The organism is Sphaerisporangium corydalis, assembly GCF_025506355.1.
Taxonomy (GTDB): domain Bacteria; phylum Actinomycetota; class Actinomycetes; order Streptosporangiales; family Streptosporangiaceae; genus Sphaerisporangium; species Sphaerisporangium corydalis.
On the sequence record NZ_JANZYP010000008.1, the window covers coordinates 59,854 to 85,237 of the forward strand.

Annotated in this window: 25 protein-coding genes; 14 read left to right on the top strand and 11 right to left on the bottom strand. The window is 72.5% G+C overall.

Annotation, left to right across the window (positions count from 1 at the left end):
• Positions 1–15: 15 nt before the first annotated feature.
• The 6 genes from NYZ98_RS08275 to NYZ98_RS08300 all read right to left on the bottom strand — a co-directional run bounded on the left by NYZ98_RS08275 (position 16) and on the right by NYZ98_RS08300 (position 8,968).
• Positions 16–1,875 (bottom strand): sigma factor-like helix-turn-helix DNA-binding protein, encoded by a 1,860-nt coding sequence (locus NYZ98_RS08275; protein WP_262841970.1) that lies wholly within the window; start codon positions 1,873–1,875, stop codon positions 16–18.
• 69 nt (positions 1,876–1,944) lie between these two features.
• Positions 1,945–4,014, bottom strand: coding sequence for a UvrD-helicase domain-containing protein (locus NYZ98_RS08280; RefSeq protein ID WP_262841971.1), 2,070 nt, complete (start codon positions 4,012–4,014; stop codon positions 1,945–1,947).
• An 11-nt stretch (positions 4,015–4,025) separates the two neighbouring features.
• Positions 4,026–6,530 carry a hypothetical protein gene (locus NYZ98_RS08285; protein WP_262841972.1) on the bottom strand — a complete coding sequence of 835 codons (2,505 nt, stop codon included), beginning with the start codon at positions 6,528–6,530 and terminating at the stop codon, positions 4,026–4,028.
• Between the two features lie 69 nt (positions 6,531–6,599).
• A complete protein-coding gene (locus NYZ98_RS08290; RefSeq protein WP_262841973.1) occupies positions 6,600–7,352 on the bottom strand; it encodes a class I SAM-dependent methyltransferase in 753 nt (250 codons plus the stop codon).
• Positions 7,353–7,519: 167 nt separating this feature from the next.
• Complete coding sequence (locus NYZ98_RS08295) at positions 7,520–8,602, bottom strand: ABC transporter substrate-binding protein (RefSeq protein ID WP_262841974.1); 1,083 nt, start codon at positions 8,600–8,602, stop codon at positions 7,520–7,522.
• Positions 8,603–8,746: 144 nt separating this feature from the next.
• Positions 8,747–8,968, bottom strand: a complete 222-nt coding sequence (locus NYZ98_RS08300) for a putative acetyltransferase (protein WP_262841975.1) — start codon at positions 8,966–8,968, stop codon at positions 8,747–8,749.
• Between the two features lie 105 nt (positions 8,969–9,073).
• On the opposite strand from NYZ98_RS08300, the gene fdxA reads away from it, so the two are divergent.
• From fdxA to NYZ98_RS08315, 3 genes are all read left to right on the top strand, one after another.
• Positions 9,074–9,400 carry a ferredoxin gene (gene fdxA, locus NYZ98_RS08305; protein ID WP_262841976.1) on the top strand — a complete coding sequence of 109 codons (327 nt, stop codon included), beginning with the start codon at positions 9,074–9,076 and terminating at the stop codon, positions 9,398–9,400.
• Positions 9,401–9,519: 119 nt separating this feature from the next.
• Positions 9,520–10,599 carry a succinyldiaminopimelate transaminase gene (gene dapC / locus NYZ98_RS08310; protein ID WP_262841977.1) on the top strand — a complete coding sequence of 360 codons (1,080 nt, stop codon included), beginning with the start codon at positions 9,520–9,522 and terminating at the stop codon, positions 10,597–10,599.
• Between the two features lie 143 nt (positions 10,600–10,742).
• The gene (locus NYZ98_RS08315) at positions 10,743–11,267 is read left to right on the top strand and encodes a DUF4178 domain-containing protein (protein WP_262841978.1); all 525 of its coding nucleotides are present in this window, start codon (positions 10,743–10,745) and stop codon (positions 11,265–11,267) included.
• On the opposite strand, the gene NYZ98_RS08320 is transcribed toward NYZ98_RS08315, so the two are convergent.
• A complete protein-coding gene (locus NYZ98_RS08320) occupies positions 11,264–12,091 on the bottom strand; it encodes a hypothetical protein (RefSeq protein WP_262841979.1) in 828 nt (275 codons plus the stop codon). The genes NYZ98_RS08315 and NYZ98_RS08320 overlap by 4 nt on opposite strands.
• A 56-nt stretch (positions 12,092–12,147) precedes the next feature.
• Between NYZ98_RS08320 and NYZ98_RS08325 the strand changes: the two genes are divergently transcribed.
• From NYZ98_RS08325 to NYZ98_RS08340, 4 genes are all read left to right on the top strand, one after another.
• Positions 12,148–12,984, top strand: a complete 837-nt coding sequence (locus tag NYZ98_RS08325) for a 2,3,4,5-tetrahydropyridine-2,6-dicarboxylate N-succinyltransferase (protein WP_262841980.1) — start codon at positions 12,148–12,150, stop codon at positions 12,982–12,984.
• A complete protein-coding gene (gene dapE, locus NYZ98_RS08330) occupies positions 12,977–14,050 on the top strand; it encodes a succinyl-diaminopimelate desuccinylase (protein ID WP_262841981.1) in 1,074 nt (357 codons plus the stop codon). Before NYZ98_RS08325 ends, dapE begins: the two co-directional genes overlap by 8 nt.
• Before the next feature lie 317 nt (positions 14,051–14,367).
• Entirely contained in the window at positions 14,368–15,129 is a 762-nt protein-coding gene (locus NYZ98_RS08335; protein ID WP_262841982.1) for an LOG family protein, read from the top strand.
• Positions 15,130–15,174: 45 nt separating this feature from the next.
• Complete coding sequence (locus NYZ98_RS08340) at positions 15,175–15,762, top strand: LOG family protein (RefSeq protein WP_262842080.1); 588 nt, start codon at positions 15,175–15,177, stop codon at positions 15,760–15,762.
• A 36-nt stretch (positions 15,763–15,798) separates the two neighbouring features.
• Here the strand turns inward: NYZ98_RS08340 and NYZ98_RS08345 are convergent, their stop codons facing one another.
• Complete coding sequence (locus NYZ98_RS08345; protein ID WP_262841983.1) at positions 15,799–16,083, bottom strand: hypothetical protein; 285 nt, start codon at positions 16,081–16,083, stop codon at positions 15,799–15,801.
• A 74-nt stretch (positions 16,084–16,157) separates the two neighbouring features.
• On the opposite strand from NYZ98_RS08345, the gene NYZ98_RS08350 reads away from it, so the two are divergent.
• Together NYZ98_RS08350 and NYZ98_RS08355 are read left to right on the top strand one after the other, a co-directional pair.
• Entirely contained in the window at positions 16,158–17,156 is a 999-nt protein-coding gene (locus NYZ98_RS08350; protein WP_262841984.1) for a hypothetical protein, read from the top strand.
• 11 nt (positions 17,157–17,167) lie between these two features.
• Entirely contained in the window at positions 17,168–17,725 is a 558-nt protein-coding gene (locus NYZ98_RS08355; protein WP_262841985.1) for a DNA-3-methyladenine glycosylase I, read from the top strand.
• A gap of 70 nt (positions 17,726–17,795) precedes the next feature.
• Here NYZ98_RS08355 and NYZ98_RS08360 read toward each other — a convergent pair whose 3' ends face one another.
• Positions 17,796–18,617 carry an enoyl-CoA hydratase-related protein gene (locus tag NYZ98_RS08360; protein ID WP_262841986.1) on the bottom strand — a complete coding sequence of 274 codons (822 nt, stop codon included), beginning with the start codon at positions 18,615–18,617 and terminating at the stop codon, positions 17,796–17,798.
• Positions 18,617–19,405 (bottom strand): PaaX family transcriptional regulator, encoded by a 789-nt coding sequence (locus NYZ98_RS08365; RefSeq protein WP_262841987.1) that lies wholly within the window; start codon positions 19,403–19,405, stop codon positions 18,617–18,619. Before NYZ98_RS08365 ends, NYZ98_RS08360 begins: the two co-directional genes overlap by 1 nt.
• Before the next feature lie 181 nt (positions 19,406–19,586).
• On the opposite strand from NYZ98_RS08365, the gene NYZ98_RS08370 reads away from it, so the two are divergent.
• Positions 19,587–19,754, top strand: a complete 168-nt coding sequence (locus NYZ98_RS08370; RefSeq protein WP_114033903.1) for a DUF3117 domain-containing protein — start codon at positions 19,587–19,589, stop codon at positions 19,752–19,754.
• A gap of 105 nt (positions 19,755–19,859) precedes the next feature.
• Positions 19,860–21,287, top strand: a complete 1,428-nt coding sequence (locus NYZ98_RS08375) for a leucyl aminopeptidase (protein WP_262841988.1) — start codon at positions 19,860–19,862, stop codon at positions 21,285–21,287.
• A gap of 144 nt (positions 21,288–21,431) precedes the next feature.
• On the opposite strand, the gene NYZ98_RS08380 is transcribed toward NYZ98_RS08375, so the two are convergent.
• Entirely contained in the window at positions 21,432–22,082 is a 651-nt protein-coding gene (locus NYZ98_RS08380; protein WP_262841989.1) for an O-methyltransferase, read from the bottom strand.
• Positions 22,083–22,261: 179 nt separating this feature from the next.
• Between NYZ98_RS08380 and sigE the strand changes: the two genes are divergently transcribed.
• The 3 genes from sigE to NYZ98_RS08395 all read left to right on the top strand — a co-directional run bounded on the left by sigE (position 22,262) and on the right by NYZ98_RS08395 (position 25,330).
• Positions 22,262–22,921, top strand: coding sequence for an RNA polymerase sigma factor SigE (sigE, locus tag NYZ98_RS08385; RefSeq protein WP_262841990.1), 660 nt, complete (start codon positions 22,262–22,264; stop codon positions 22,919–22,921).
• Positions 22,918–23,433: an anti-sigma factor family protein gene (locus tag NYZ98_RS08390; RefSeq protein ID WP_262841991.1), complete on the top strand. Its 516-nt coding sequence runs from the start codon at positions 22,918–22,920 to the stop codon at positions 23,431–23,433. Before sigE ends, NYZ98_RS08390 begins: the two co-directional genes overlap by 4 nt.
• A 172-nt stretch (positions 23,434–23,605) precedes the next feature.
• A complete protein-coding gene (locus NYZ98_RS08395; protein ID WP_262841992.1) occupies positions 23,606–25,330 on the top strand; it encodes a S1C family serine protease in 1,725 nt (574 codons plus the stop codon).
• Positions 25,331–25,384: the final 54 nt, after the last annotated feature.

Consider the following 25,384-nt stretch of genomic DNA (forward strand, 5'->3'; position numbering starts at 1 on the left):
CGGGAGGGCCGGGGCTCAGCCGGCCTCGGGGTCCAGGAAGGCCAGGATGTCGCGGTCGCCGCGCTCGCGGAGCCGGGTGAGCACCTCCTCGCGCGAGGCGCCGTCCGGCAGCCCGATGCGCGCACCGATCAGGCGCAGGGCCTCCGCCTCCGAGGCCACCGGTGCGGTGTACCCGATGAGGTGCAGCGCCATGTTGATCGGCGGCAGCCCGGTGGCGGCCTGCGGCAGGTAGCGGGTCAGCAGCTCGCCGCCGTCGGAGACCGTCAGGAAGATCGAGTCCCCCTCGCCGGCGTTGTAGGCGGCCAGCACCGGCCGTACCGACCCCATCGTGGGCTGGTTGTGCCAGCTGATCACGACGTCCCCCGACGGGGTGGAGGTGGTGAGCTGCCCGCCCGGGGCCATGCCGAGGTGGGCGGCGAACCCGGTCGGCAGCGGCGACCCCGACCCCCGCAGATGCTCGGCGTTGACGTCGACCCGGTGCCACCAGCGGCCGTCCCGGCTGCGGAAGGACCGGCGGGTCATCGACACGTCCCGGCGCGGCTGGTACGGCTCGGCCTGCTCGGGGGCCGCGACCCGCACCCAGCCCCGCTGGGTGCGCTCGAACCCCGGCCCGCCCGCGTACGCGCGCACTGAGCTCTCGCTGACCTCGTACCGGGTGGTCAGGTTGGCGACGATGGTGTTCACCGAGGCCTCGCCGCCGGCCCGCTCGATCTCGCGCGCGATCATCTCGCGGATGCCGATGTACTCCTCGCCGCCCCAGCGCGTCAGCCCGTACCTGTTGCGGTCGACGCGCAGGAAGCGCTCGTCGGCGGTCAGCTGGTTGCGGATGCCGACGAGGCTGTAGTCCTCGCCGATGCGGGTCTGGATCTCCTCGGGGCTGAGCGGCCCCTCGGCGACGGCGAGCACGGCCTCGGCCTTCTCGTTGACGCTGCGCGGCCAGGGCACGACGTGCCCCTCCAGGATGCGCAGGTGCGGGACCGAGGCGAGCCAGCGTTCGGCGACGTCCTCCCTGACCCCGAGCTGGGCGACCATCGTGACCGCCTCGGGGAGCTTCACCGGGCCGTCGGTGAAGAGCTGGCGGGTCTTCTCCTTCAGCTCGTCGGCGCCCCCGGCCACCAGCCAGCCGTCCACCTGGTCGTATCCGGTCAGCAGGGTGCGGATGAACCGCCAGGTCGGCACGCCCAGGGTCGTCAGCTCCGTGCGGTGCCAGGGCACCGCGGCGGCCAGGTCGTCGGCCGGGACAGCCGAGCCGAGGCGCCCGCGCAGCCAGGCGAGGTGGGCGGCGAGCGGGGTGGCCTCGGGGGTGGCGAGCCGGGCCTGGACGTGGTCGCGCAGGTCGCGCTCGATCTGCCGGATGCGCTCGCGGGTCACCGAGAACCGCTGCGCCAGCTCGTCCAGGGTCACGCGGCGCTCGGCGTAGACCCGGTCCTTGGCGATGGCGCGCTGCCGGTCGTCCAGCGCGGCGAAGATCTCGTCGATGAGCTCGGCGATGGGCCGGTCCGGCTTGGCCGGGGGCGGGGGCACCGGCGGGGCCGCGCGCCCGGCCTGCGTCTCGGAGGCCACCAGCCGCGACAGGACGCCGGTGAACAGGGCGTGGGCGACCTCACGGGCCTCCGGCGTGCGCAGGCTCTTCTCCGGGTCGGTCATCCGTAGCAGGGGCAGGATGTCGCCGAGCGGGAGGTGCCCCCAGCACGTCACGGCGAGATCGGCCAGCCGTCCGGCCACCTGAGCGGTTCCGACGATCAGGCAGGCGCGTTCGAGGGGGAGCGCCTGCCACCACGCGTCCGGCAGACGGGTGTCGCTCGCGATCGGCTCGACCTGGCTGGGAGCTGTCCAGCGCAGGGGAGGCACGATGTCGCTAAGGCTCAAATTCATGGAGGTCCAACCGGAATGGGACTTGGGTCGGGACGAGACGTGGTCTTATCCGCAGTTCAGGTTATTGGGTCACGGCGGCAGAAAGGGACTTGCCCGGCCGGAGTAGGACACATACAGCCGCTCGGCGGCGCGCATGCAGGCCATGTAGAGCAGTCCTCGTTCCCGTTGCAGGTCATGGGCCCGCGCGGTCGGATCCTCGGCGGCCGGGGTGAGCGTGTCGGCCGACGGCACGATCCCGTCGGCGACCCCGACGAGGGCGACCCGCCGGAACTCCAGGCCCTTCAGCCCATGGAACGTGGAGACCCGTACGCGCACCTCGGCGGTCGCCAGCGCCGCCTTGGCCTCCTTGACCAGTTCGCCCGTGCGGGCCGCGACGGCGATCTCCTCGGCGGGCACCCCTTCGTCCAGCCATCCCCTGACCTGGCCGGCCAGACCGGTCATCTCGGTCTCCCGTGAGGTGTACTCCCGTACGGCCGGGCGGGTGCCCGGGTGGGTGGCGCGGAAGCCGACGAGCTCGGTGATGCCGTCGACCAGGCCGTCCGCCGGGCCGCCGCCGCGCAGCCGCACGCCCCAGGAGAGGATCTCCTGCGGCACGCGGTGGGAGATGGTCAGCCGGTGCGGCTCGGCGGTGATCCCGAGGGTGCTGAGCGGCACGCGGGTGTCGAAGACCCGCTGGTGGGGGTCGCCGACGATGAACAGGTCGTCGGGCGAGGGCGGCACGGCCGCGCGCAGCAGCCGCCACTGCGCGGGGTGCAGGTCCTGCGCCTCGTCCACCACGATGTGCCGGTACGGCTCGCGTCCGGGAGCGTCGTCGCCCAGCAGGTCGCCGGTGGTGCGGCCGAGGAGCGTGGAGGCCTCGGAGGCGAGCTGGAGCAGTGTGCGCCTGCCGGAGGCGCGCAGCCGCCCGGTGACGTGCTCGATGGCCTTCCAGACCGCGGTGCGGTCCTCGTAGTCGAGCTCGACGCTGCGGCCGGGACGCTTGGCGGCGAGGTACTCCTGGGCGGTGCACAGGTTCTGCGCGAGGATCACCTGCTCCCACTCGCGGAGCAGGAACGCCGGGCTGTGCAGGTCGCCGGAGATCTCCGAGGCTTCCTGCCACAGCGTGGCCAGCCCGGGACCGCCGACCAGCAGCGGCGGCCGGCCCTCGGCCTCGGCCACGATGCGGTGGGCCAGGCGCTCCACGTTGCCGACCTCGATGCGCCCGCGCACGTCCTCGTCGTCGATCAGCAGGTCGAGCTTGGCCGAGGCGTCGGCGGCGACGCCCTGGGAGAAGGTCACCAGAAGCACCCGGCCGGTGCCGGCCCTGGCCAGATGGGCGGCGCGGTGCAGCGCCACCAGCGTCTTGCCGGTCCCGGCGCCGCCGGTCACGAGCACCGGTCCCTCGTACCCGTGGCGGTGGGCGAGGCGGTGCTGGGTGGGGTAGAGGAACGTGCACCAGTGCGGGGTGTTGAGTATCTGGTCCAGGACGCTCGGGTCGGGCACGAACGCGGCCCGGTCGGGCGTGCGCTCCAGGGCGGTGGACAGGTCGGTGACGTCGACCTCGCCCGCCGGGACGGCCACGTGGGAGTCCAGGGCCCGCCACGCCTCGGCCACCGTGCCGCCCTGGCCGAGCACCGACAGCGGGGTGAACTGGGTCTCGGGTAACAGCGGTTCCAGCGCGTCGAGGTTGGCGTCGGTGGTGATCAGCCGGACGAGGGGGATGAGCCGGGCGTCGATGCCGAGCCCGAGCAGTTCGGCGTCGGAGACGTGCGCGAACAGCCGCCAGCCCGTCGAGTCCGCCGACCGGCGCAGCGCGGGCTCCACGCGTTCCAGGGCCTCGGCGTTCCAGATCTCCGCGACCCCGATGGCGGTGTTCACGGCGAAGCGGTGCCGCTGGGCGTAGGACCAGGCCTCGCTGTCGGGCAGCACGCCGAGCATCCAGAAGACGTCCTTCTGGCGGACCACCACCGCGCGGTACTGGTCGGCGAGCCGCAGCGTGGCGACCCTCGGGTCCCGGGTGTTGCGCACCCGCTCGGGGTGGGGCGCGGAGGTGGTGTTCTGCAGGAACCGGCGCATGGCGATCACCGCGTCCCGGCGCACTGGCCTGGCCAGTGCGTCGAGGTCGCGGGGGACCTCGGGGGCGATCGCGAGCCGGGGCACCGCGGCTCCCGTCAGACCATCAGGGACAGCAGGTCGCGGTCCCCGCGCTCGCGCAGCCGGTTCATCAGGTCGGGCAGCCCCACGGGTCCGGTCATGCCTATGCGGGTCGCCAGCACCCTGATCGTCTCTTCGAGCGACTCGGGGTCGCCCTTGGCGGTGTGCCCGGAGAGGCGCAGCGCCGTGGTCCCCTTGTCCAGGTCGCCGGTCGCGGCGGGCACCAGCCTGGCCCGCAGGACCTTGTCCTCCTCGGCGACGGTCAGGAAGAGGTGGCCCCCTGGTTGCGCTCCCATGTCGTGCAGGAGCGGCCCCAGCGACTCGACGACCGGGCGGGCCTGCCAGCTCAGCGTGACCTCACCGGCGGCGCTCATCACCGTGTGGCTGTCGCCGGGCGAGAGCCCGAGATAGGAGGCGAACCCGCTCGGCAGCGGGCACTCCCCGCCGGTGAGCTGCTCGGGGGCGATGTCGACGCGCAGCCACCACAGCCCGTCGGGGTGCCGGAAGCACTTGCGGGTCATCGAGACGTCCTTGAGCTGGCCGGTCGGCACCGAGCGCGGCCCGTCGGCGTCGCCGGGCTCCTCGGCCGCGTCGACCTTGGCCGTCTTGCCCTTGCCCTTCTTGGTGCTCTGGATGCGGAGCTGGGGGACGTCCTCCAGCCACTCCTTGGCGACCTCAGGGTGGATGCCCAGGGTCGACACCAGTTCCAGGGCCCTCGCCACCGTCGGCGGGCGGTCGGCGTTCAGGATCAGGGCGCAGGTCCGCTCGCGCAGCTCGGCGATGTCCCCGGCGACCAGCCAGTCCTCCTGGACGCTGTACCCCGGCAGCGTGGCCAGGACGAACTGCCAGGCCGGGACGTCCAGGGAGCGCAGCTCCCGGGTGTGCCACTCGGCGGCGGTCATCAGGCGCGCCTTGGGCGCGGCGACGCCGAGCGTCCCGGGCAGCTTCTCCAGGTGCTCGGTGTACGGCGCGGCGTCGGCGCTCTCCAGCCAGGCGGCGAGCCGGGCGCGCAGCCCCTCCTCAAGGGACACGATGTCCTCGGGGGTGACGGCGAACAGCTTGGCCAGTTCCTCGGGGGCGGCGGGCGCGTCGGCGAAGACGTGGTTCTGGGCCACGGCCCAGGTCTTGTCGTCCAGGTCGGCGAAGGCCGCGTCGATGAGCGCCGGTACGTCTCCCTCGGCGGGCCCTGGGTCGCCGGAGCCCGCCGGGGGCTCCTCGCCGCGCGCCTCGGGACCGTCCTGCTCCCGTGCCTGCTCGCCGTCGTCCTCGCCGTCCGGCGCCGGACGGTCCTCGCGGGACGCGTGGCGGTTCGGGGCGGTCACCGGGCCGCGCGTCGTGTCGGTGGGTTCCCGCGCCTCGTCGGCGCCCGGGGTCTCGGCGTCGGGGGAGGGACCGGCCGCGGCCTCCGGCTCGGCCGGGCCGCTCTGCGGGTCGTTCGGGGCGGGCTTCTCGTCAGACCCGGACGGAGCGGACGGGCCAGGCTTGCCCGACGAGTCGGGCGCTTCGGGCTTCACGGGCGGTCCGCCCGGGGTGAACGGCCGGGGGCCGGTGCCGTACGCGGCGAAGTCTGGCGTGAACGGGGCAGGGGGGTCGAACGACTCCGGCTCGGGGACGAACGGGCGCGGGGCGACCCCGAAGCCCGGCGCGTCGGTGCCGAACGAGGGGGAACGCGTGCCGAAGGGCGGCGCGTCGGGGGAGGAGAGGGACCGCTCCGCGCGCGGCGGCGGTGTGAACATCGAGGTGCGGGACGGGGCGCCGTCGCCCGCCCGGGTGGCGCCCGGCTGGCGCTTGGGGACGTGCTGCTCCAGCGCCGCCTCCGCCATGCGCGCCGCGGCGAGGCCGAGCGGGTCTCCGGGGTCGATCGAGGAGGCCCGCTGGCGCTTCGGCAGCGCGGGGGCGGCGGGCCGTACGGGGAGCGGGTCCGCCTTCTGGGGCGGCCCGGAGGGCCGGCGGCCCTGTCCGGGGGCCGCCGAGGGCCGTGAGGCCGCCACAGGAGCCTCAGGGGCCGCTGTGGGCCGTCCACCGCCCGTCCGGCGCCCGTCCCGCCCTCCGGCGGCGGCAGGGCGCTCCTCGGCGGCGGAGGGCCGCGAGGCGTCCTCCTCGCCGCTCTGGTCCCCGGTCGGCGTCAGCCGGACGAAGACCGCGGTGAACAGGGCGCTCACGAGCGGCCGTGCGCGGATGAAGGGCTGGTCGGTGAGCTCGCGGCCGGTCAGCGACAGCAGGCCGAACCAGGAGCCCACCCGGTCAAGGGCGATGGAGACCTGCGGCTCGTCGGCCTCGTCGGGGTCCATCACGTGCAGCGCGGGCAGGATGTCGCCCACGGCGGCGGCCGGCCAGTGTTCCATCGCCAGCTCGGTGAGCAGCTCGCCGAGCGCCTCGGCGCCGAGCACGGCGAACACCCGGCTGACGGGTACCGACCGCCACCAGGCGTCCGGCAGGCCGGGGACGTCGCGGAGCTGCGCGAACCCGGTCGCGTCACTCCAGCGAAGCGGAGGGACGAGATCACTCAGGCAGAAGTTCATCCCGTTTCCTCTCCGGTGATTCCGTTGACCAGACCATAGTGTGGCAAATCGCTCGATCGTAGGCGGCGCTCAGGCCAGCACGGCGGCGAATCGCAGCCGCACGTAATCGGCGACCCATCCCGACTCGCGGCGCAGGGCGGGCGCCGCCAGCTCGTTGACCCTTCTCAGCAGCGGCTCCACCGTGGCGGGCGGCACCCCTTCGAGCAGGGAACCCGCGAACACCCTCACCCAGTCGGCGGCCCCGTTGGGACACTCGTCCAGGGGCGTGGGCCGGTCGAAGTATTCGAGCAGCCGCACGGTGAACCCGCACCGCTCCAGGCGGACGGCGTACTCGGCGGGGCTCGGGAAGTACCACGGCAGCTCCGGCTCGGGCAGCCCGTACTCCCGCCAGGCGGTGAGCATCGCCGAGGTCAGCGCCGCGCAGTTGCCGGCGCCGCCCATCTCGGCGACGAACCGCCCTCCCGGGGTCAGCGCCGAGCGCACGCAGCGGATCACCGAGTCGGGGTCGCGGCCCATCCAGTGCAGCGCCGCGTTGGAGAACACCGCGTCGTACGGGATGCTGACGCCGAAGTTGGCGCCCTCGCCCACCATGAAGTCCAGCCCAGGGTGCTGGGAGATGGCCACCTCGATCATCGCCGCCGAGCCGTCCATGCCCATTACGGTGGTCCCCCTGGCCGCGATGTCGGCGGTGAGGACGCCGGTGCCGCATCCGAGGTCGAGGATGCGCTCGCCGGGTCGCGGGTCCAGCAGCTCGATCAGGGGCGCTCCGTGCGCCGAGACGTAGCCGAACGAGCTGTCATAGGCGCGAGCGTTCCACCGCATCAAGCTCGGCGTGTCGTATCGCAAGGCCATCAGCTCGCATTCTCAGACATCGCTTCCCGTGTCCGTAAGTACAGACACTTTAGAGCCTTGATGTCCGCGCGACACATCTGTCCGAAGGCTTGCCCCCACTCGCTTCGGCACCGGCGGTGACGGGGGGAGCGCCGGGGTCAGCTCATGGAGCGCGGCCAGTTGGCCTTCAGGTAGGTCTTGGCCTCGTCGGCCTGCGGGACCGTGAGCAGCACCGGCGTGCCGGTCACGGCGGGCAGTTTGGCCGCGGCGTCCTTGTCGAGCGTGCCCTTCATCTCCAGCGCCTCCATGCGCGCCGGGCGGGCGAAACCTTTCAGGAAGAGGTTCTGGACCTCGTCACCGTAGAGGAACTCCTGCCACAGCCGGGCGGCGGCGGGGTGCGGCGCCTTCTTGTTGATCGCCTGGACGAAGTACGACGCGAGCGCCGCGTCCGCCGGCACCACGACCTTCCAGGCGGGCTTGTCCTCGCCGGCGGTCTGCGCGGCCTTGGCGGCGTTGACGTAGTCCCAGTCGACCAGGGTGTTGGCCCGGGAGGGCAGGCTCAGGCCGCCCGACTTCTTGAGCTTGCTGAAGAACTCCACGCCCCGCCGCGCCTCCGGCCTGCCCGCCTGGAGCGAGGCCGCCATGACGCCGTTGAAGGCCGCCGCGGTCTGCAGCGGGTCGCCCGGCAGCGCCACGGCGTACCCGGGCTTGAGCAGGTCGGAGAAGCTCTTGGGCGCGGCCACCTTGCGCGGGTCGTAACCGATCGACATGTACCCGCCGTAGCCCGCGTACCAGTGCCCCTTGAGGTCCTTGACGCCGTCGGGGATGTCCTGCCAGGCGGCCACCTTGTACGGGGCGAACCGCTGCGCGTGGGCGATGGCGACGTCCATGCCGAGGTCGAACACGTCGGGGGCCTGGGCGGGCGCCGACGTCTTGGCCGCCTCGATCTCGCGTTGGCTGCTCGCGCCGGGTTCGGTGAGGTTGACGCGCAGCCCGTACTCGCCGGTGAAGCGGTCCACGATGGCGCCGTAGTTCACCCATTCGCGCGGGACCCCGATGAGGTTCAGGGATCCCTCCTTGCGGGCGGCCTCGACGAGCCGGTCCATCGTGCCGAACCCCTCGGCGAGGCCGGCGGCGTGCGGATTGACAGGGGGGAGCTTCTTCTCGGTGGTGGTCGCGGATGAGCACCCGGCCACTGCGGTGGCGAGGAGCACGATGGCGGCGGCGGCACGTGTGGTCACGAGACGAATACTCGACGTGATGATCATGCGGGTCGAGCAGGCACGCTGAGGTTTTGGACGGTGTTGGGCACCAGTTGGGCTTGCCGCGCGAAAAGGCGCTCGCGCGAAAAGCGCTAGCGAAGGGTGCTCGCGCGAAAAGGCGCCTCAGCGCTCGGGGACGACCTTGGCCGCGACGACCGCCTGCTCGCGGACGGCCACGAGCGTGCCGTCGCGCTTGCGCACCGTCAGGAGCCCGTCCTGCCAGGATTCGAGGACGCCCACCGTGTCGCGGAAGCCGTCGGGGTCCCTGCGCCGGACGGTGACCTTGCGGCCCACGTCGGAGGGGGAGAGCGTGATGGCCAGTCTTCCGCCAAAGTGCGGTGTCATCTGCTTTGCCCCCCTCCCGTTTCAGACATCAGGCCAGCACGGCAATACTAGGTCTAGCAACCCGCGGTCGAGTCGTGCGAAGGCGCGGAGAAGAAGGAGTCCGAGGTGACCTACGTCATCGCGCAGCCTTGCGTGGATGTCCTGGACAAGGCGTGCATCGAAGAATGCCCCGTCGATTGCATCTACGAGGGCAACCGCATGCTGTACATCCACCCAGACGAGTGTGTGGACTGCGGCGCGTGCGAGCCTGTGTGCCCGGTCGAGGCGATCTTCTACGAGGACGACACCCCCGATCAGTGGAAGGACTTCTACAAGGCCAACGTGGAGTTCTTCGACGAGCTGGGCTCGCCGGGCGGCGCGTCCAAGGTGGGCAAGATCACCCGGGACCACCCGATCGTGGCGGCGCTGCCGCCGCAGGCCGAGGAGCACTGACCCGGTCCCTCGGTGATCAAGAAGCGCCGCCGGGTACCGTGACCATCGGGTCGCGGTACCGGCCGGTGTCACCTCCGGGCACCGGCGGAGACGACCGCGTCGAGCTCTGGGGGTAATCGGTGATCGGGCTGCCTGACTTTCCGTGGGACCGTCTCGTGCCGGCCAAGGAGCGGGCCCTGGCGCATCCGGACGGCATCGTCGACCTGTCGGTGGGCACTCCGGTCGACTCGGTGCCCGCCGTCGCGCGTGAGGCGCTCGCCGCCGCGGCCGACAGCCCGGGCTACCCGCTCACCCACGGCACCGACCGGTTGCGCGTGGCCGCCGCGGGCTGGCTCGCGCGCCGCCACGGCGTCACCGTCGAGCCCGGCGCCGTCCTGCCGACGATCGGGTCCAAGGAACTGGTCGCCTGGCTCCCCACCCTGCTCGGCGTGGGCGCGGGCGACCGTGTGGTCATCCCGGCCCTCGCGTACCCCACCTACGACGTCGGCGCGCGCATCGCGGGGGCGACCCCGTACGCGACCGACGGGTTGCTCGGGGTCGGTCCCGAGCGGGTGCCGCTGGTGTGGGTGAACTCCCCCTCGAACCCGACCGGCCGCGTGCTGCCCGCCGAGCACCTCCGCAAGGTCGTCGCCTGGGCGCGCGAGCGCGGCGCGATCGTGGCCTCCGACGAGTGCTACATCGAGCTGGGCTGGGAGGAGCGGCCGATCTCGATCCTGCACCCCGACGTGTGCGGCGGCTCCCACGAGGGCCTGCTCGCGGTGCACTCCCTGTCCAAGCGGTCCAACCTCGCCGGTTACCGCGCGGCGTTCGTCGCGGGGGACCCCAAGCTCGTGGCGCGGCTGCTGGAGGTGCGCAAGCACGCCGGCATGATCATGCCGGCGCCGGTCCAGGCCGCCATGGCCGCCGTGCTCGACGACGACCGGCACGCCGACGAGCAGCGCGAACGGTACGCCGCGCGACGCGCCCTGCTGCGGCCCGCGCTGGAAAAATCCGGATGGCGTGTGGAGCACTCCACGGCGGGCCTGTATTTGTGGGCGACCGATGACCGTAACTGCTGGGAGCAGGTCCGGGCCCTGGCCGAGATCGGGATTTTGGTTGCGCCGGGCGACTTTTACGGACATGAAGGTTTTTCATATATCCGCATCGCCGTAACCGCGACCGACGAACGGGTCAATGCGGCGGTGCTCCGCCTCCAGTAGGATCCCGCGGCATGACCGTTGCGGTCGTGCTCGCAGTGAGCGCAGCCATATTCGTCGTCGTGCTGGGCGCTTTCCTCGGTACGCGGCGGCCCGAAAGAACGGCTCGACCGGCTCCCCGACCCCCCGAGCCGGCACCCGAGCCGATGTCGTCGCACCCTGCGCTGGCCCGGCCCGTCATCCTGGACCCCGACTACCTCGACCCAAGGACGATCAAGGTCGGGGACGTCATCGACCGCCAGGGGGTCAGGTCGCGCGTGCTCGGCGCGCTCCACCTGTCCTGGCAGGGTGACCAGCGCATCGAATACCTGCTTTCGGAGGGTTCGAGCCACTACCAGTGGCTCTCGGTGCAGGAGCGCGAGGGGACCATGGGCGAGCCGTCCCACCTCGAGGTCTTCCTGTGGACCCCGGTGCCGACCCAGGGCATGGTCCCGGCCAAGAGCATGCTGATCATGGAGGGCGTCGAGTTCTCCCCGATCGAGCGCGGCACCGCCGCCTTCCGCTCCGAGGGCACCACGGGCTACCCCGAGCGGGGCCTGGTCGACTTCGCCGACTACCGCGCCTCGGACGGGCGCCTGCTGAGCTTCAACCGCGTGCAGGGCCAGGCATGGACCGCCGCGTACGCCCAGCCGCTCTCGCCCGGCTCGATCAACGTCGAGCGCATGCTCTAGGCGATCTCCACTTCGCCGTTGGAGGACTTGGCGTCGGTCAGCCAGCCGTCGTGGCCGGTCGCCGACTTCCACGCCACCCCGGCGTACCGCACCTGGCGGAGGCTGTACTTCTGGGCGTGGGCGACCGACCAGGACGCGATCAGCCAGCCCCGGCGCCGCGTCGCGGCGCTGATCTGGTCGCTTTGCGTGGCCTCGCCCAGGGCGCGGGTCAGCTCCTTGCGCGCCTTGGCCGTCTGGGCGGGGGCGGGCTTCTCGGCGGGCGGGTACCAGCAGTGGACGGCCTTCGGTACGCGGCCGGTGAACGCGCCGGCCAGGATCTCGGCGTCCTCCTCGTGCTGGGCGTACGCCGAGCCGTCGGCGGACCGCTGGACGGCCTGGGCCGCCTCGTGCAGCGGGAGCTTCTGGTAGCGCTTGACCTTGACGAGCGCGGCGAAGAACTTGTGGGTCGCGTAGACCGGGTCCTGGAGCTGCTTGACGGTGCCCCAGCCCTGCGAGGGGCGCTGCTGGAAGACCCCGACCGAGTCGCGGTCGCCGAACGGGAGGTTCAGCAGCTTGGACTCCTGGATCGCGGTGACGTAGGCGATCTCCACGGCCCGCTCGGGGAGCTTGCGGCGCGTCGCGACGGCGGCGATGGTCGCGGCCACCTGGGCCTGCTCGATCTCCATGTCGAGGGTGCCCACCGGGGTCTTCACCTGGCAGTGCTCGCCGAGAGCGAAAGGCTTGGCCCGGTTCAAAAGGTGATAAATCCCGAAAAAGATGGCTACGCCGATGACCACGACGATGACGAGGATCGTCAGGACCGCCCTAGAGAATCGCCGTGCCACGCACATGAACCTACCGGCCCCGCCGTGTCCCCCGTGCGGCACTAAGCTCGCCATCCATGAGCGAGACCTTCGAAAGCCCCTTGCCGGCCACCGTGGACGAGTTGTGGGAGCGCCGCGCCGAGCTGTCACCCGAGGACGGGGAGGCGCGCGGCGTGATCGTCGGCGCGGTGGACATGCTCGACACGGGCAAGGCCCGGGTGGCCTTCGTCGACCACTCCTCCGGCGAGGTCGTCGTGGACGAGCGGGCCAAGCGCGCCATCCTGCTCAGCTTCCGGGTCCTCGGCATGGTCAGGAGCCAGGTGGGCGACTTCCACCACAACGACCGCATCCCCCTGAAGACGTCACTGGAAGGCGTCCGCGTGGTCCCCGGCGCCATCGCCCGCTGGGGCGCCTACCTCGCCTCGGGCGTCGTGCTGATGCCCTCGTTCACCAACATCGGCGCCTACGTCGACGGCGGCACGATGGTGGACACCTGGGCCACGGTCGGCTCCTGCGCCCAGATCGGCAGGAACGTCCACCTGTCCGGCGGCGTCGGCATCGGCGGTGTCCTCGAACCCCCGAACGCGGTCCCGGTGGTGATCGAGGACGAGGCGCTGATCGGCAGCCGCTCGATGATCGTCGAGGGCGCGCGGGTCGGCAAGGGCGCCGTGGTGGGCGCCGGCACGATCCTGTCGGCCTCCATGCCCGTCATCGACGTGGAGACCGGCGAGGAGATCAGCAGGGGGCGCGTCCCCGACTGGTGCGTCGCGGTCGGCGGCACGCGCGGCAAGGAGTTCCCCGGCGGCACCTTCGGGCTCCCGTGCGTCCTCGTGCTCAAGCGGCTCACGGCCGGGCAGCGGCACGACAAGGCCGAGCTGAACGACGTCCTGCGCCAGCACGGCGTCAATGCCTGAGACGGCGCCGCTCGACCTCGCAGGGGACGTGGGGGAGCTGACGGCGGCGCTCGTCGACATCGAGTCGGTCAGCGGCGGGGAGCGGGCCCTGGCCGACGCCGTCGAGGCGGCCCTGGCGCCGCTCGCGCACCTCGCCGTCGTCCGTGACGGCGAGGCCGTCGTGGCGCGCACCGCACTCGGGCGCGCTGAGCGGGTGGTCATCGCCGGCCACCTCGACACCGTCCCGCTCGCCGGGAACCTGCCGTCCCGCGCCGAGGACGGCCTGCTGTACGGGTGCGGCACCTCCGACATGAAGAGCGGCGTCGCCGTGGCGCTGAAGCTGGCCGCCGGGCTGCCCGCCCCCACCCGGGACGTCACGTACGTGTTCTACGACTGCGAGGAGATCGAGGTCGCGCGCAACGGGCTGGCTCGGCTCGGCCGCACGCGCCCCGAGCTCCTGGCGGGCGACTTCGCCGTGCTCATGGAGCCCACGGGCGGCGAGATCGAGGGCGGCTGCCAGGGCACCCTGCGGGCCCAGGTGCTCACCACGGGCAAGCGGGCCCACAGCGCCCGCTCGTGGTTCGGCGAGAACGCCATCCACGCCGTGGCGCCCCTCCTGGCCCGGCTGAACGCCTACGAGGCCCGCGAGCCGGTCGTGGACGGCCTGACCTACCACGAAGGGCTGAACGCCGTCGGCATCGCCGGCGGGGTGGCGGGCAACGTCATCCCCGACGAGTGCGTGGTGACGGTGAACTACCGCTTCGCGCCCGACCGCTCGCTCGACCAGGCGCGCGACCACGTGCGCGAGGTCTTCGCCGGCCATGAGGTGCGGTTCACCGACGGCGCCCCCGGCGCGCGCCCCGGGCTGACCCACCCGGTGGCCTCGGCGTTCACGCGGGCCGTCGGCGGGACGCCCAGGGCCAAGCTCGGGTGGACCGACGTCGCGCTCTTCTCGGCGCTCGGCGTCCCGGCGGTCAACTACGGCCCCGGAGACCCGAACCTGGCCCATCAGCGGGACGAGTACGTGTCGCTGGCGACGATCGCCGACTGTGAACGCAGGATGTTCGCCTGGCTCGGCGCGCCCTGATCCCGCACGGTCTCCGGACGGGTGCGCCGCGCGTGACCGGCTCGGGAACGGCGTTCCGGGGGCCTGGCACGGGCTGCCGCATGATCGCTTCGCGGGCCCGCTGACCTGGTGGCACAAAAGAAAGTGGCTTTCCTCGCCGGCCATTTGGCGGGGAAAGCCACTTTCAGTCCCGAGCAGCACCCTCGGCTCTTAGACGTGGCCTCGAGAACAAACGGTTCCGCTGCTCCAGGCAGATTTTCCAAGAATCTTTGGGGCATGTCCGGGACCTCCAGTTCCGGTAGGGCTTGTACGGTCCGCCGGGCGGTTAGCGTGACCGCATGACCAAAGCACCACGTGAGGAACGCCGCCAGGGACCGTCGCTGGTACGGGGGAAGTTCCTGCCCGACACGACCTATGACGAGAGGCTCCTCGACCAGCGAGGTTCGACCGAGTGGCTGCACATGGACCCCTGGCGGGTCCTGCGCATCCAGGCGGAGTTCGTCGAGGGCTTCGGGCAGCTCGCCGACCTGCCCCCCGCCGTCACCGTCTTCGGGTCGGCCCGCACCCCCGTCGAGAGCCCCGACTACGCCCTCGGCGAGCTGCTCGGCAAGGCACTGTCCGAGGCCGGATACGCCGTGATCACCGGCGGCGGTCCCGGCTGCATGGAGGCGGCCAACAAGGGGGCGCGCGCGGCCGGCGGGGTGTCGGTGGGGCTCGGCATCGAGCTGCCCTTCGAGCAGAAGCTGAACGACTACGTCGACCTCGGCATCGAGTTCCGCTACTTCTTCGTCCGCAAGACGATGTTCGTGAAGTACTCCTGCGGGTTCGTCGCCCTGCCGGGCGGCTTCGGCACGCTGGACGAGCTTTTCGAGGCCCTGACGCTGGTGCAGACCCGGAAGGTGACCTCGTTCCCGGTGATCCTGCTCGGCACCGCGTTCTGGGGCGGCCTGATCGACTGGGTCCGCGAGACGCTGCTGTCCACCGGCAAGATCTCCGAGAAGGACCTCGACCTGATCCGGGTGACCGACGACGTGGACGAGGCGGTACGGGTGATCGTGCAGGCCGACCAGGAGCGCAAGGTCGTCCCGCATGACGTGTGACCACCGGGCCCGTCCGGCGGCCTGTGTAGGGTTACGCGGGTGACAATGGCGATTTGCGTGTTCTGCGCCTCCAGCCAGAAGATCGACAAGAGGTACCTCGATCTGGCCACCGAAGTGGGCACCGAGCTGGGGCGGCGCGGTCACACGCTGGTCACCGGCGGTGCCGTGGTGTCCTGCATGGGCGCGGTGACCCGGGCCGCGCGGCGGGCCGGCGGGCGCACGGTCGGGGTGATGCCCCAGGTCCTGGTGGACCTGGAGATCGCGGACGCCGACTCGGACGAGCTGATCATCACGGACGGCATGCGGGAACGCAAAGGGATCATGGACGCCCGGTCCGACGCGTTCCTGGTGCTGCCCGGCGGCATCGGCACGCTGGAGGAGCTGTTCGAGATCTGGACCTCGCGGGTGCTGGGCATCCACGACAAGCCCCTGGTGATCCTGGACCCCTGGGGACTGTACGACCCGCTGCGGGCGCTGGTGGACGGCATGTACGAGCAGGGCTTCACCCGCCCCGACGTCTTCGACGCCATCTCCTGGACCGCCACCCTCGACGAGGCCCTGACCCACCTGGAACGCCCCTCCCACCCCCTGACCCCCACCCCCGGCGAACTCGGCGAATCCACCCCGGGCTAGGCCGCACCGAGCCCACCCGGTCCTAACCGCGCCGGGCTAGGCGAGGCCGCGCCGGGCCAGGGCCGGGGGGCGCCGGCCGGCGAGCGACTCGGTCATGTCGAGGGCCATCCGCACCTGGTCCTGGCAGTCCGTCCTGAAGACGCGCGCGCCCAGCCAGGCGAACACGGCCGCCGCCGCCACCTGCGCGGTCTCTTCGCCGGACAGGGTCACCGCGACCGTACGGCCCGCGCGGGCGTGCCGCTCGGCCTCGGCAGGGGTGCGGGCCTCGGCCCAGGACGGGTCGAGGGGATGATCGGGGCCGGTCACCAGCACGGGCGTCATGTGGCCGATCGTGTCATGCCGGGAGCGAGGGCAAGCGGGCGCGCTCAAAGGCACCCATGTGGCACGATTCGTATGTGCTGGTCCTACTCGTCGTCGCCGCGCTCGCCGTGCTTCTTTGCGTGGTGATGGTCTCGCAGGGGCGCGGTGGCGAACTCACCGAGTTCGCCCCGGACGTGCCCCCGCTGGAGCTTCCCGACCCAGGGCAGCTGACAGCGGTCGACTTCATGTCGCTGCAACTGCCGGTGAGCCTGGTGGGCTACCACACCCAGAGCGTCGACGAGACGCTCATGCGGGCGGCGACGGCCATCGGTGAGCGTGACACCCACATCGCCGTGCTGGAGCAGCGCGTCGCCGAGCTGCTGGCGGGCCGCCTCCAGGCGCGGCAGGAGTCGTACACGCGGCCGTCCTGGGCACCGGACGGCGAGCCGGGGAACGGCCAGGAGACCGCCACGGGGCCGTTCCAGCCCGGCGGCAACCTGTTCGACCCCACGGTGCCGAGCCCGGGTTCACCCGGCGTCGCGGCCCCCGAGCGTGCCGCCACCGAGGACCCCCTCGGCCCCCCGTCCACGACGGCCACCACCGCCGGGCCGTCTCGCGATGGCGCGTCAGCGGTACCGCCGGGAACGGCCGGGATCACCCACGCGGAGCCGCGGGCCCCGGCCACGGGCGGGATCGGTCTCGACCGGCCGCAGGCCCCGGCCGGGCTCACCGACCAGGAGCCCCGGCTTTCTCCGCAGGACGCGCACAGCGCCTTCATGCCGCCCGTCATGGAGCGCGAACCCATCCCGGCTCCGGAGCCGATCAAGGACGCGGACCCCGCCCCCCTGGTGGCGGCGGGTGAGGGCCGTGGCCTCCTCGGGGCCCCGGTCGGCGAGCCTGAGCCCGCCGACGCTCCGGACACCGGACCTGATCTCCCGGCCGCCGGCCCGGTGGCTGCGGGCGACGGCATCGACGCGTCCAAGGGGCCGGGCGCGGGGTCGAAGGAGGGGGCGGGCAAGCACGAAGGGGAGGCCGTCGAGGACCGCCCGTCCGGCGAACGCGGCGTGGTCAGCCCCCGGCACCGGAGCTTGTAACCTCGGGACTTGTGACCCCTGAGCCTGTTCGATGCGGGTGGGCGACCAGCGCCCCCGACTACGTCCTGTACCACGACGAGGAGTGGGGCCGGCCCGTCCGGGGCGACGACCTGGTGTTCGAGCGGCTGGCCCTTGAGGCGTTCCAGTCCGGCCTGTCCTGGCTGACGATCCTGCGCAAGCGCGAGAACTTCCGCAAGGCGTTCGCCGGCTTCTCCATCCCCGCCGTCGCCGCGTTCGGCGACGCCGACGTCGAACGGCTGATGGCCGACGCCGGCATCGTGCGCAACCGCGCCAAGGTGGAGGCGGTCATCGCCAACGCCCGGGCCGCCATGGAGCTGCCCGGCGGCCTCTCCGAGCTGGTCTGGCGCTTCGCCGACCCCGGCCTGCCCGCGCCGGCGTCGCTCGCCGAGGTCCCGGCGACGACCGCCACGTCCAAGGCGCTGGCCAAGGAGCTCAAGCGCCACGGCTTCCGCTTCGTCGGCCCGACGACCGCCTACGCCCTCATGCAGGCGATCGGCCTGGTGAACGACCACATCGCCACCTGCTGGGTACGCGACGCCGGCGCCTGACCGGCCCCCGGGCGGCGCGTTTCCGCGCCTCTGAGCCCGCCGGGGCCGATGCCACGCGAGCCCGCCGAGGTCAGTGGCCCTCGAAGACCGGGATCTGCTTGGCGAGGAAGGCGCGGGTGGCGTTGTGGTGGTCGTCGGTCTTGGCGCAGGCGTCCTGGAGGTCGGCCTCGACGTCCAGGGAGTCCTCCAGCGTGTGGGCGGCGGAGAAGTCGAGCGCCTGCTTGATCGCCCCGTACGCCAGCGTCGGCCCCTGGGCGAGCCGCACGGCCAGCTCGCGGGCGCTCGCGGACAGCTCCGCGTCGGGCACCACGGAGGTCACCATCCCCAGCCGCAGCGCCTCGGCCGCCCCCACCGGCGCCCCGAGCAGCAGCAGCTCGCGCGCCTTGGCGGGCCCGACCAGGCGGGGGAGCGTCCAGGACGCGCCGGAGTCGGGGGCCAGGCCGATGCCGCTGAAGGCCATCGCGAACTTCGCGCCCTCGGCGGCGACCCGGAAGTCGCAGGCGAAGGCCAGCGAGGCCCCTGCGCCCGCGGCGATGCCGTTCACGGCGGCCACCACCGGCTTGCCCATGCCCGTGATCGCCATGATGATCGGGTTGTAGTGGGCGCGGACGGTGCCGTCAAGACCCGCGCCCGCGTCCAGGTTGGCGGCATGTTCGCGCAGGTCCTGCCCGGCGCAGAACCCCCTCCCCGCGCCCGTGAGCAGCACCGAGCGGGCCTTGGGGTCCTCCCCGGCCCTTTCCAGCGCCTCCAGCAGGGCGGCCTTGGTGACGAGGGTCAGGGCGTTCATGGCGGCCGGCCGGTTCAGCGTGATGGTGGCGACGCCGTCGTCCACGGAGTACAGGACGTGCTCGCCGGCCGCCTCGGCCGTGCTGGGGTCAGGTCGCTGATCCATCAATGGACTCCTTTGTCCAGGTTGCGGTCGACGAAGGCGGCCGCCGCGGGCAGCAGCCGGGCGGCCTCCTGCTCGAAGTAGGCGCGTGCCTTGTCACCCGGCCAGGCCGGGGGCAGGAGCTCCGGCGGGAGGCCGGGGTCGCGGAACAGGAAGTTGCGCCACCCGTGGACCAGTCTGCTACGGGCGGCGAAGATCTGGTCGTCAGGGGCGTCGCAGGCCAGCGCGCCCACCAGGTCGACGGCCCGGCCCGTCCACTCCTCGTAGGCGCGGGCGATGGCGCACAGGTCCCAGGCGCGGGCGACCATCTCCTGCGGGTCGCCGTCCAGGGTGCTCTCGAACCGGTCCGCCGGCACCCCCTGGTCGTCCAGCAGGGCCTCCAGCTCGGGCGAGGGGCGCGGACCGATCCACGTCGTCTCCGACAGGGGCGCGTACCCGAGGAACGACAGGTCGGCGCGCAGCCGCTCGCGCTTCGCGCGCTCACGTACCGGCTGGAACACCAGCACGTGCCAGCGTCCGGGCCAGGGGGCCGAGCCGGTCCTGTAGATCCGCACGGCGGTCTCGTCCAGGCGCCTGACCCCCTTGGGCGTCAGCGCGTACCCGGGTCCCTGAGGGAGCCGCACCGGGGCGAGCCAGTCCTGCCGGACCATCCTGGAGATCGCGGTGCGGACGGCGGGCGCGGCGATGTCGAGGGGGGCGAGCAGGCGGACCAGAGCCGCCACGGACGCACGTCCGGAACGGATGCGCAGGTGGTCTCCGTAAAGGTCGAAAAGTGCGGCACGGGCGTTCACATAGACCAGTTTGATCGGCGCAAGGGCCCCGGACAACGCATTCTGGGAGGAGATCGTTACCCATGCGCGCTCGCGAGGCGGGATAATGGGACGTCACAGAAGACATGAAAGCGGCGGGCGGCCGGGGCGCGGACAGGCGCGTGCCGGCAGAGCACAGGCCGAGGCAGGAAGGGAAACACGCATGGCGGCGATGAAGCCGCGGACTGGCGACGGTCCGCTGGAGGTCACCAAGGAAGGACGGGGCATTGTCATGCGGGTCCCTCTGGAGGGTGGCGGCCGGCTCGTCGTCGAGCTCTCACCGGATGAGGCCAGAGCCCTTGGCGACGCGCTGAAGAACGTCGTCGGCTGACATACCCCTGACACAACCCACCGACACAGGCGACTTGACGGCCCCGGCGGCCGGGACGCGCCCCCACGCCGGGGCTGTCGCACATCCATGCAGGGGAGGACCTCCATGCCCATCGAGACCGTGCTGAGATTCACCGATCCGGCGCGTGACGCGGACCTGCTCGCCGTGCCCTTCGGGAGCGATCTCACCGCGGACGTGGAGCTTCCCGTGCCGGTGGCCGCCCTGCTGGCGCACCACGAGTCCAAGGGCGAGCCGGGCGAGATCGTCGAGATCCCGGTGGCCCAGGGCGAGGGGGTGCGGCGGGTGCTGCTGTACGGCATCGGCGACGGATCCCCGCGCGCCCTGCGCAAGGCGGGGAGCACGGTCGCGCGCCGGGTCAGGGGCCGGCGGTCGGTCGACGTGGTCCTCCCGGCCGGCGCGGGGCCCGCTGGCTGGTCGGCCCTGGCCGAGGGCGCGCTGCTCGCCTCCTACACGATGCGCATCGGCAAGACCCGCGCCAAGGCCGTCGAGGAGATCCGCCTGTCCGGGCCGGCCGAGGCACGGCAGGCGGTGGAGCGGGCCGAGGTGATCGCCCGCGCGACGGCCCTGGCGCGCGACCTGTCCAACACCCCCTCCTCGGAGAAGGACCCCGCGTGGCTCGCGGCCCGCGCCGTCGAGGTCGCCGAGCGGTCGGGGGTCTCGGCCAGGATCTGGGCGCCCGACGAGCTGGCGTCGGGCGGGTTCGGCGGCATCCTGGCCGTCGGTCAGGGGTCGGCCAGCCCGCCGCGGCTGATCGAGCTGTCCTACGAGCCGGAGGACCCTGACGGCATCCACGTCGTGCTGGTCGGCAAGGGCATCACCTTCGACAGCGGCGGCCTCTCGCTCAAGCCCACCGAGAGCATGAAGTTCATGAAGACCGACATGGCGGGCGGCGCGGTGGTGATCTCCGTGCTCGGCGCGCTGCGCGACCTCGGCGTGCGCACCCGCGTCACCGGCCTGGTCGCCGCGGCCGAGAACATGCCGTCCGGCTCGGCGCAGCGGCCCGGCGACGTGATCACGCACTACGGCGGGCGCACGGTCGAGGTGCTGAACACCGACGCGGAGGGCAGGCTGGTGCTCGCCGACGCCCTGGCCTACGCCGACGCCGTCCTCGACCCCGACACGGTGGTCGACCTCGCCACTTTGACCGGGGCGATCAGCGTCGCACTCGGGCGCGACCTCGGCGCGGTCTTCTCGACCAGCGACGACCTGGCCCAGGAGCTGATCGCGGCCGGCGCGTCGGCGGGGGACCCCCTGTGGCGGATGCCGCTGATCGACGACTACCGGCCGGCGCTCGACTCCCCGGTCGCCGACCTGGCCAACATCGACGGGGAAGGCAGGTTCGGGGGCGGCTCCATCACCGCGGCGCTGTTCCTGCGCGAGTTCGCCGGCGGGCGGCGCTGGGCCCACCTGGACATCGCGGGGGTGGCCCGCAGCACCGCCGACGACGGCGTGCTGACCAAGGGCGCGACCGGGTTCGGCACCCGCCTGCTGCTGGAGTGGCTCACGTCCTGACCAGGACGTCCGCGCGCCGCCCGTCACGGACGGGCCCGGTCGGTTCCGGACGGGCGCCGTCGCTACCGGGGCGGGCGCCGTCGGTTCCAGGGCGGGTGCCGTCGGTTCCAGGGCGGGTGCCGGTGCGGGTGGGTGCCGGCCGCGTCAGTTGGCGATCTTGATGGCGGCCAGGAGGCCGTCGCCCAGGGGCATCATCAGGGCGCGGAGCCGGTCGTCTCCCTTGATCAGTTTGCCGAGCTCGCGGATCGCGACGGTCTCGGGGTCGCGCTGCGCCGGGTCGGCCACCCGGTTGTGCCACAGGGCGTTGTCGAAGGCGACGATTCCGCCGAGCCGCAGCAGGCGCACCGCCTCGGCCAGGTAGTCGCCGTACTCCTGCTTGGCGGCGTCACAGAACACCAGGTCGTAGCCGCCGTCGGCCAGGCGCGGCAGCACGTCCAGGGCCCGCCCGCCGATCAGGCGGATCTTGCTGCCGGAGAACCCGGCCTCGGCGAAGGCGTGACGGGCGAGCCGCTGGTGCTCGGGCTCGACGTCGACGCTGGTCAGCGTGCCGTCCTGGCGCATGCCGCGCAGCAGCCACAACCCGGACACACCGCATCCGGTGCCGACCTCGACCACGGACCTGGCGCTGATGGCGGTGGCGAGGAAGCACAGGGCGGCGCCGCCGCCGGGCAGGATGGGAACGGCACCCGCCTCGACACCGCGCCGTCTGGCGGCGTGGAGCACCTCGTCCTCGGGATGGAACTCCTCCGCGTAGGCCAGCGTGGCCTCCACCGGATTCGTCGGCGTCGGGGCCATCGGCCTCTCCTCCCCCGCTTTCGCCGTACGCACGTATTGGTCGCAGCCTAGGGGAGTCGGGGCCGAACGGGAACTCACGCCACAACGGGTACGTTGCACGCTTTGAACGACCTTTGTTCAAGGACACGGTCCGGCCTCGTTGGTTCATGGGTACGCAGGAAGGGACGAAAGCAGGCACTATGGCTGTAGCGGTGGTCCCGGAGAGAGGAGTGCTGGTGGACGACTACCACCAGGCTGATACTCCCGACAGTGCGTTTCCGGGGGGAGACCCCCGGCTGCCCGATGAAGGTTGGACACCTCCAACCTGGGAGGAGGTGGTCCGCGCCCACTCGGCGCGTGTCTACCGCCTGGCCTACAGGCTGACCGGCAACGTCCACGACGCCGAGGACCTCACTCAGGAGGTCTTCGTCCGGGTGTTCCGTTCGCTGTCCAGCTACACGCCCGGCACCTTCGAAGGCTGGCTGCACCGCATCACCACCAACCTCTTCCTGGACATGGCGCGCCGCAGGCAGCGCATCCGGTTCGAGGGCCTCGGCGAGGATGCCGGGGAGCGCCTGCGCGGGCGCGAGCCGTCACCGGCCCAGGTGTTCGACGACTCCCAGATGGAGCCGGACATCCAGGCCGCGCTCGACGCGCTCCAGCCCGAGTTCCGCGCCGCGGTCGTGCTGTGTGACATCGAGGGCCTGTCCTACGAGGAGATAGCGGCGACGCTCGGCGTGAAGCTGGGCACGGTCCGCAGCCGAATCCATCGCGGTCGCAGCCAGTTGCGTGAGGCGCTCGAACACCGGGCGCCCCGTCGCGACGGACTCCCCCCGACCGTAAGCAGGGAGGGAGCATGAGCCATCTCGGAGAGCGCGCGTCCGCGCTCATGGACGGTGAGCTTGGTCACACCGAGCGCGAACGCGCCCTGGCGCATCTGACGCTCTGCGCGGACTGCCGTGCCGAGCTGGACGCGATCCGGGCGCTCAAGAGCCGTCTTCGATCACTCGACCCGCCCGCCGTCCCGGCGGACCTCACGATGTCCCTGTTGCGGATGTCGGAGCCTGGCGGGCCGCTCCCGCCCAGGGTGCGTCCCTTTCCAAGTCCGTCTTACTCGCTGACCAGCGCTCCGATCGACAACCGGCCGCGCAGGAGCGGCGGATTCGCAGGGCCCGGGCGCGGCGGCGGCAACCGCCGGGCGGGCTACGTCGCGGTCGGCGTCGCCTCGGCCGCCGTCGCGCTGGGCACGCTGTTCATGGTCGGCGGACCGGACAGCAGGCCGTCGTCTCCGTCGGTGGAGATGTTCGCCAACCAGCACCGCACCCCTGCCGGGCAGTTCGTGCCTGGACAGGTGGGCCGGCCCTCGCCGTAGCCCTGAACGGGGTCGCGGACCCAGGCGCCTCTCACCCCCTGCCCGTGCGGTCCGCGCCGACGCGGGCATACGATCGGATGGACCCCGGCGGACGGGACTTATGCCGCACGTATGGGGTCGGAGCGAGAATCTGGCGTAGCCCACGTTGACTGGCCTCGGGAGTGAGCGTTCGATGACCGACGAGACACGTGCCTTCGAGTCCGGGGACGTGGCCACTCCCGCCGGCCGCTCCTGGGAAGGTCCGGCGTCGGGATCCACGGGCACCGGCCCGATGCGCGTGCGGCCGGAGTTCCTCCCCGCCGGGCAGGGATGGCCGCAGGCCGCGCCGGTCTCGGGCCCCGACGCCTTCACCGGGCCGAACCCGTTCGCGGCGAGCGGCCCGGCACAAGACCCATTCGCGCCGGGCGGCCCGGGACGTGACCCGTTCGCGCCGGGCGGCCCGGGACGTGACCCGTTCGCGCCGGGCGGCCCGGGACGTGACCCGTTCGCGCCGGGCGGCCCCGGGCGCGACCCGTTCGCCCCCGCCGCCGACGCGGGGCGCGACCCCTACGGCACCGAGAACACCGGTCCCATCCCGTTCGCCCCCGATCCGCAGCGGCCGGCGGGCGACGACGTCTCGGGGTGGGGCAACCCGTCCGGCGGGCCGCTTCCGCCGACACCGGCGCCCGGCGGTCCGTACGGGCCGCCGCCCCCGCGCAACCCCTTCGGCATGGGCCCCGGCTGGGCCCCGCCCCCGGCCCCTCCCCAGTCGGAGTACACGGCGGCCCCCTCGGGCCGGCCGCCGAGGACCGGCACGCTGGCCGTGCTCGCCGTCGTGATCGCCCTGGTCGCCTCGACGGCAGGCAGCCTCGGCACCTACCTGCTGACCAGGTCGGGCGGCGGCGGCGTCGACCCGACGTACTCCCTCGGCACGCCCACCGGCGCGATCGTCAACCGCGCCCCCGACTCGGTGGCCGGCGTGGCGGCGCGGGTCCTGCCGAGCGTGGTCTCCCTGGACGTCAAGGGCAACAGCGAGGCGGGCACCGGCTCCGGCTTCGTGATCAAGGGCGGTTACATCGTCACCAACAACCACGTGGTGGCCGCGGCGGCGTCGACCGGCGAGATCAAGGTCACGTTCAGCAACAAGAAATCCAGCTCCGCCAAGATCGTCGGACGTGATCCCAGCTCGGACATCGCCGTCGTCAAGCCCGACGACACCTACGGCGCCCCCGAGATCACCATCGGCAACTCCGACCGCGTCGTCGTGGGCGACCCCGTCATCGCCATCGGCTCGCCCCTCGGCCTCACCGGCACCGTGACCACGGGCATCGTCAGCTCGCTCAACCGTCCCGTCACGGCGGGCGGCGAGAGCGGGTCGGAGTCGTCGTTCATCAACGCCATCCAGACCGACGCGGCGATCAACCCCGGCAACTCGGGGGGCCCGCTGGTCAACGCGGCCGGCGAGGTGATCGGCGTGAACTCCGCGATCGCCACGCTCGGCAACTCCTCCTTCGGCGGCCAGAGCGGCAGCATCGGGCTCGGGTTCTCCATCCCGGTCAACCACGTCCGGCGGATCGCCGAGGAGCTCGTCACCACCGGCACCGCCAAGAAGTCCCGCATCGGCGTCCACCTCGACGAGAACTACCAGGGCGAGGGCGTGCGCATCGCCACCGCCCCGCAGGACGGGCAGGAGCCGGTGATCTCCGGCGGCCCGGCCGACAAGGCGGGCCTGAAGGCGGGTGACGTCATCCTGGAGGTCGACGGGACCCCGGTGACCCAGCCCTCGGAACTGATCGTCACGATCCGGAGCAAGGCGCCGGGCGACAAGGTCACCGTCAAGTACCAGCGCGGCGGCCAGGAGAAGACCGTGACCATGGTCATCGACGCCGTGCCGGTCCCGACGCCCCAGCCGTCCTGATCGCGTGTTCCCGGTGGTGCCCCTCGGCGGAACGGGGCATTAGTCTGGGGAGAG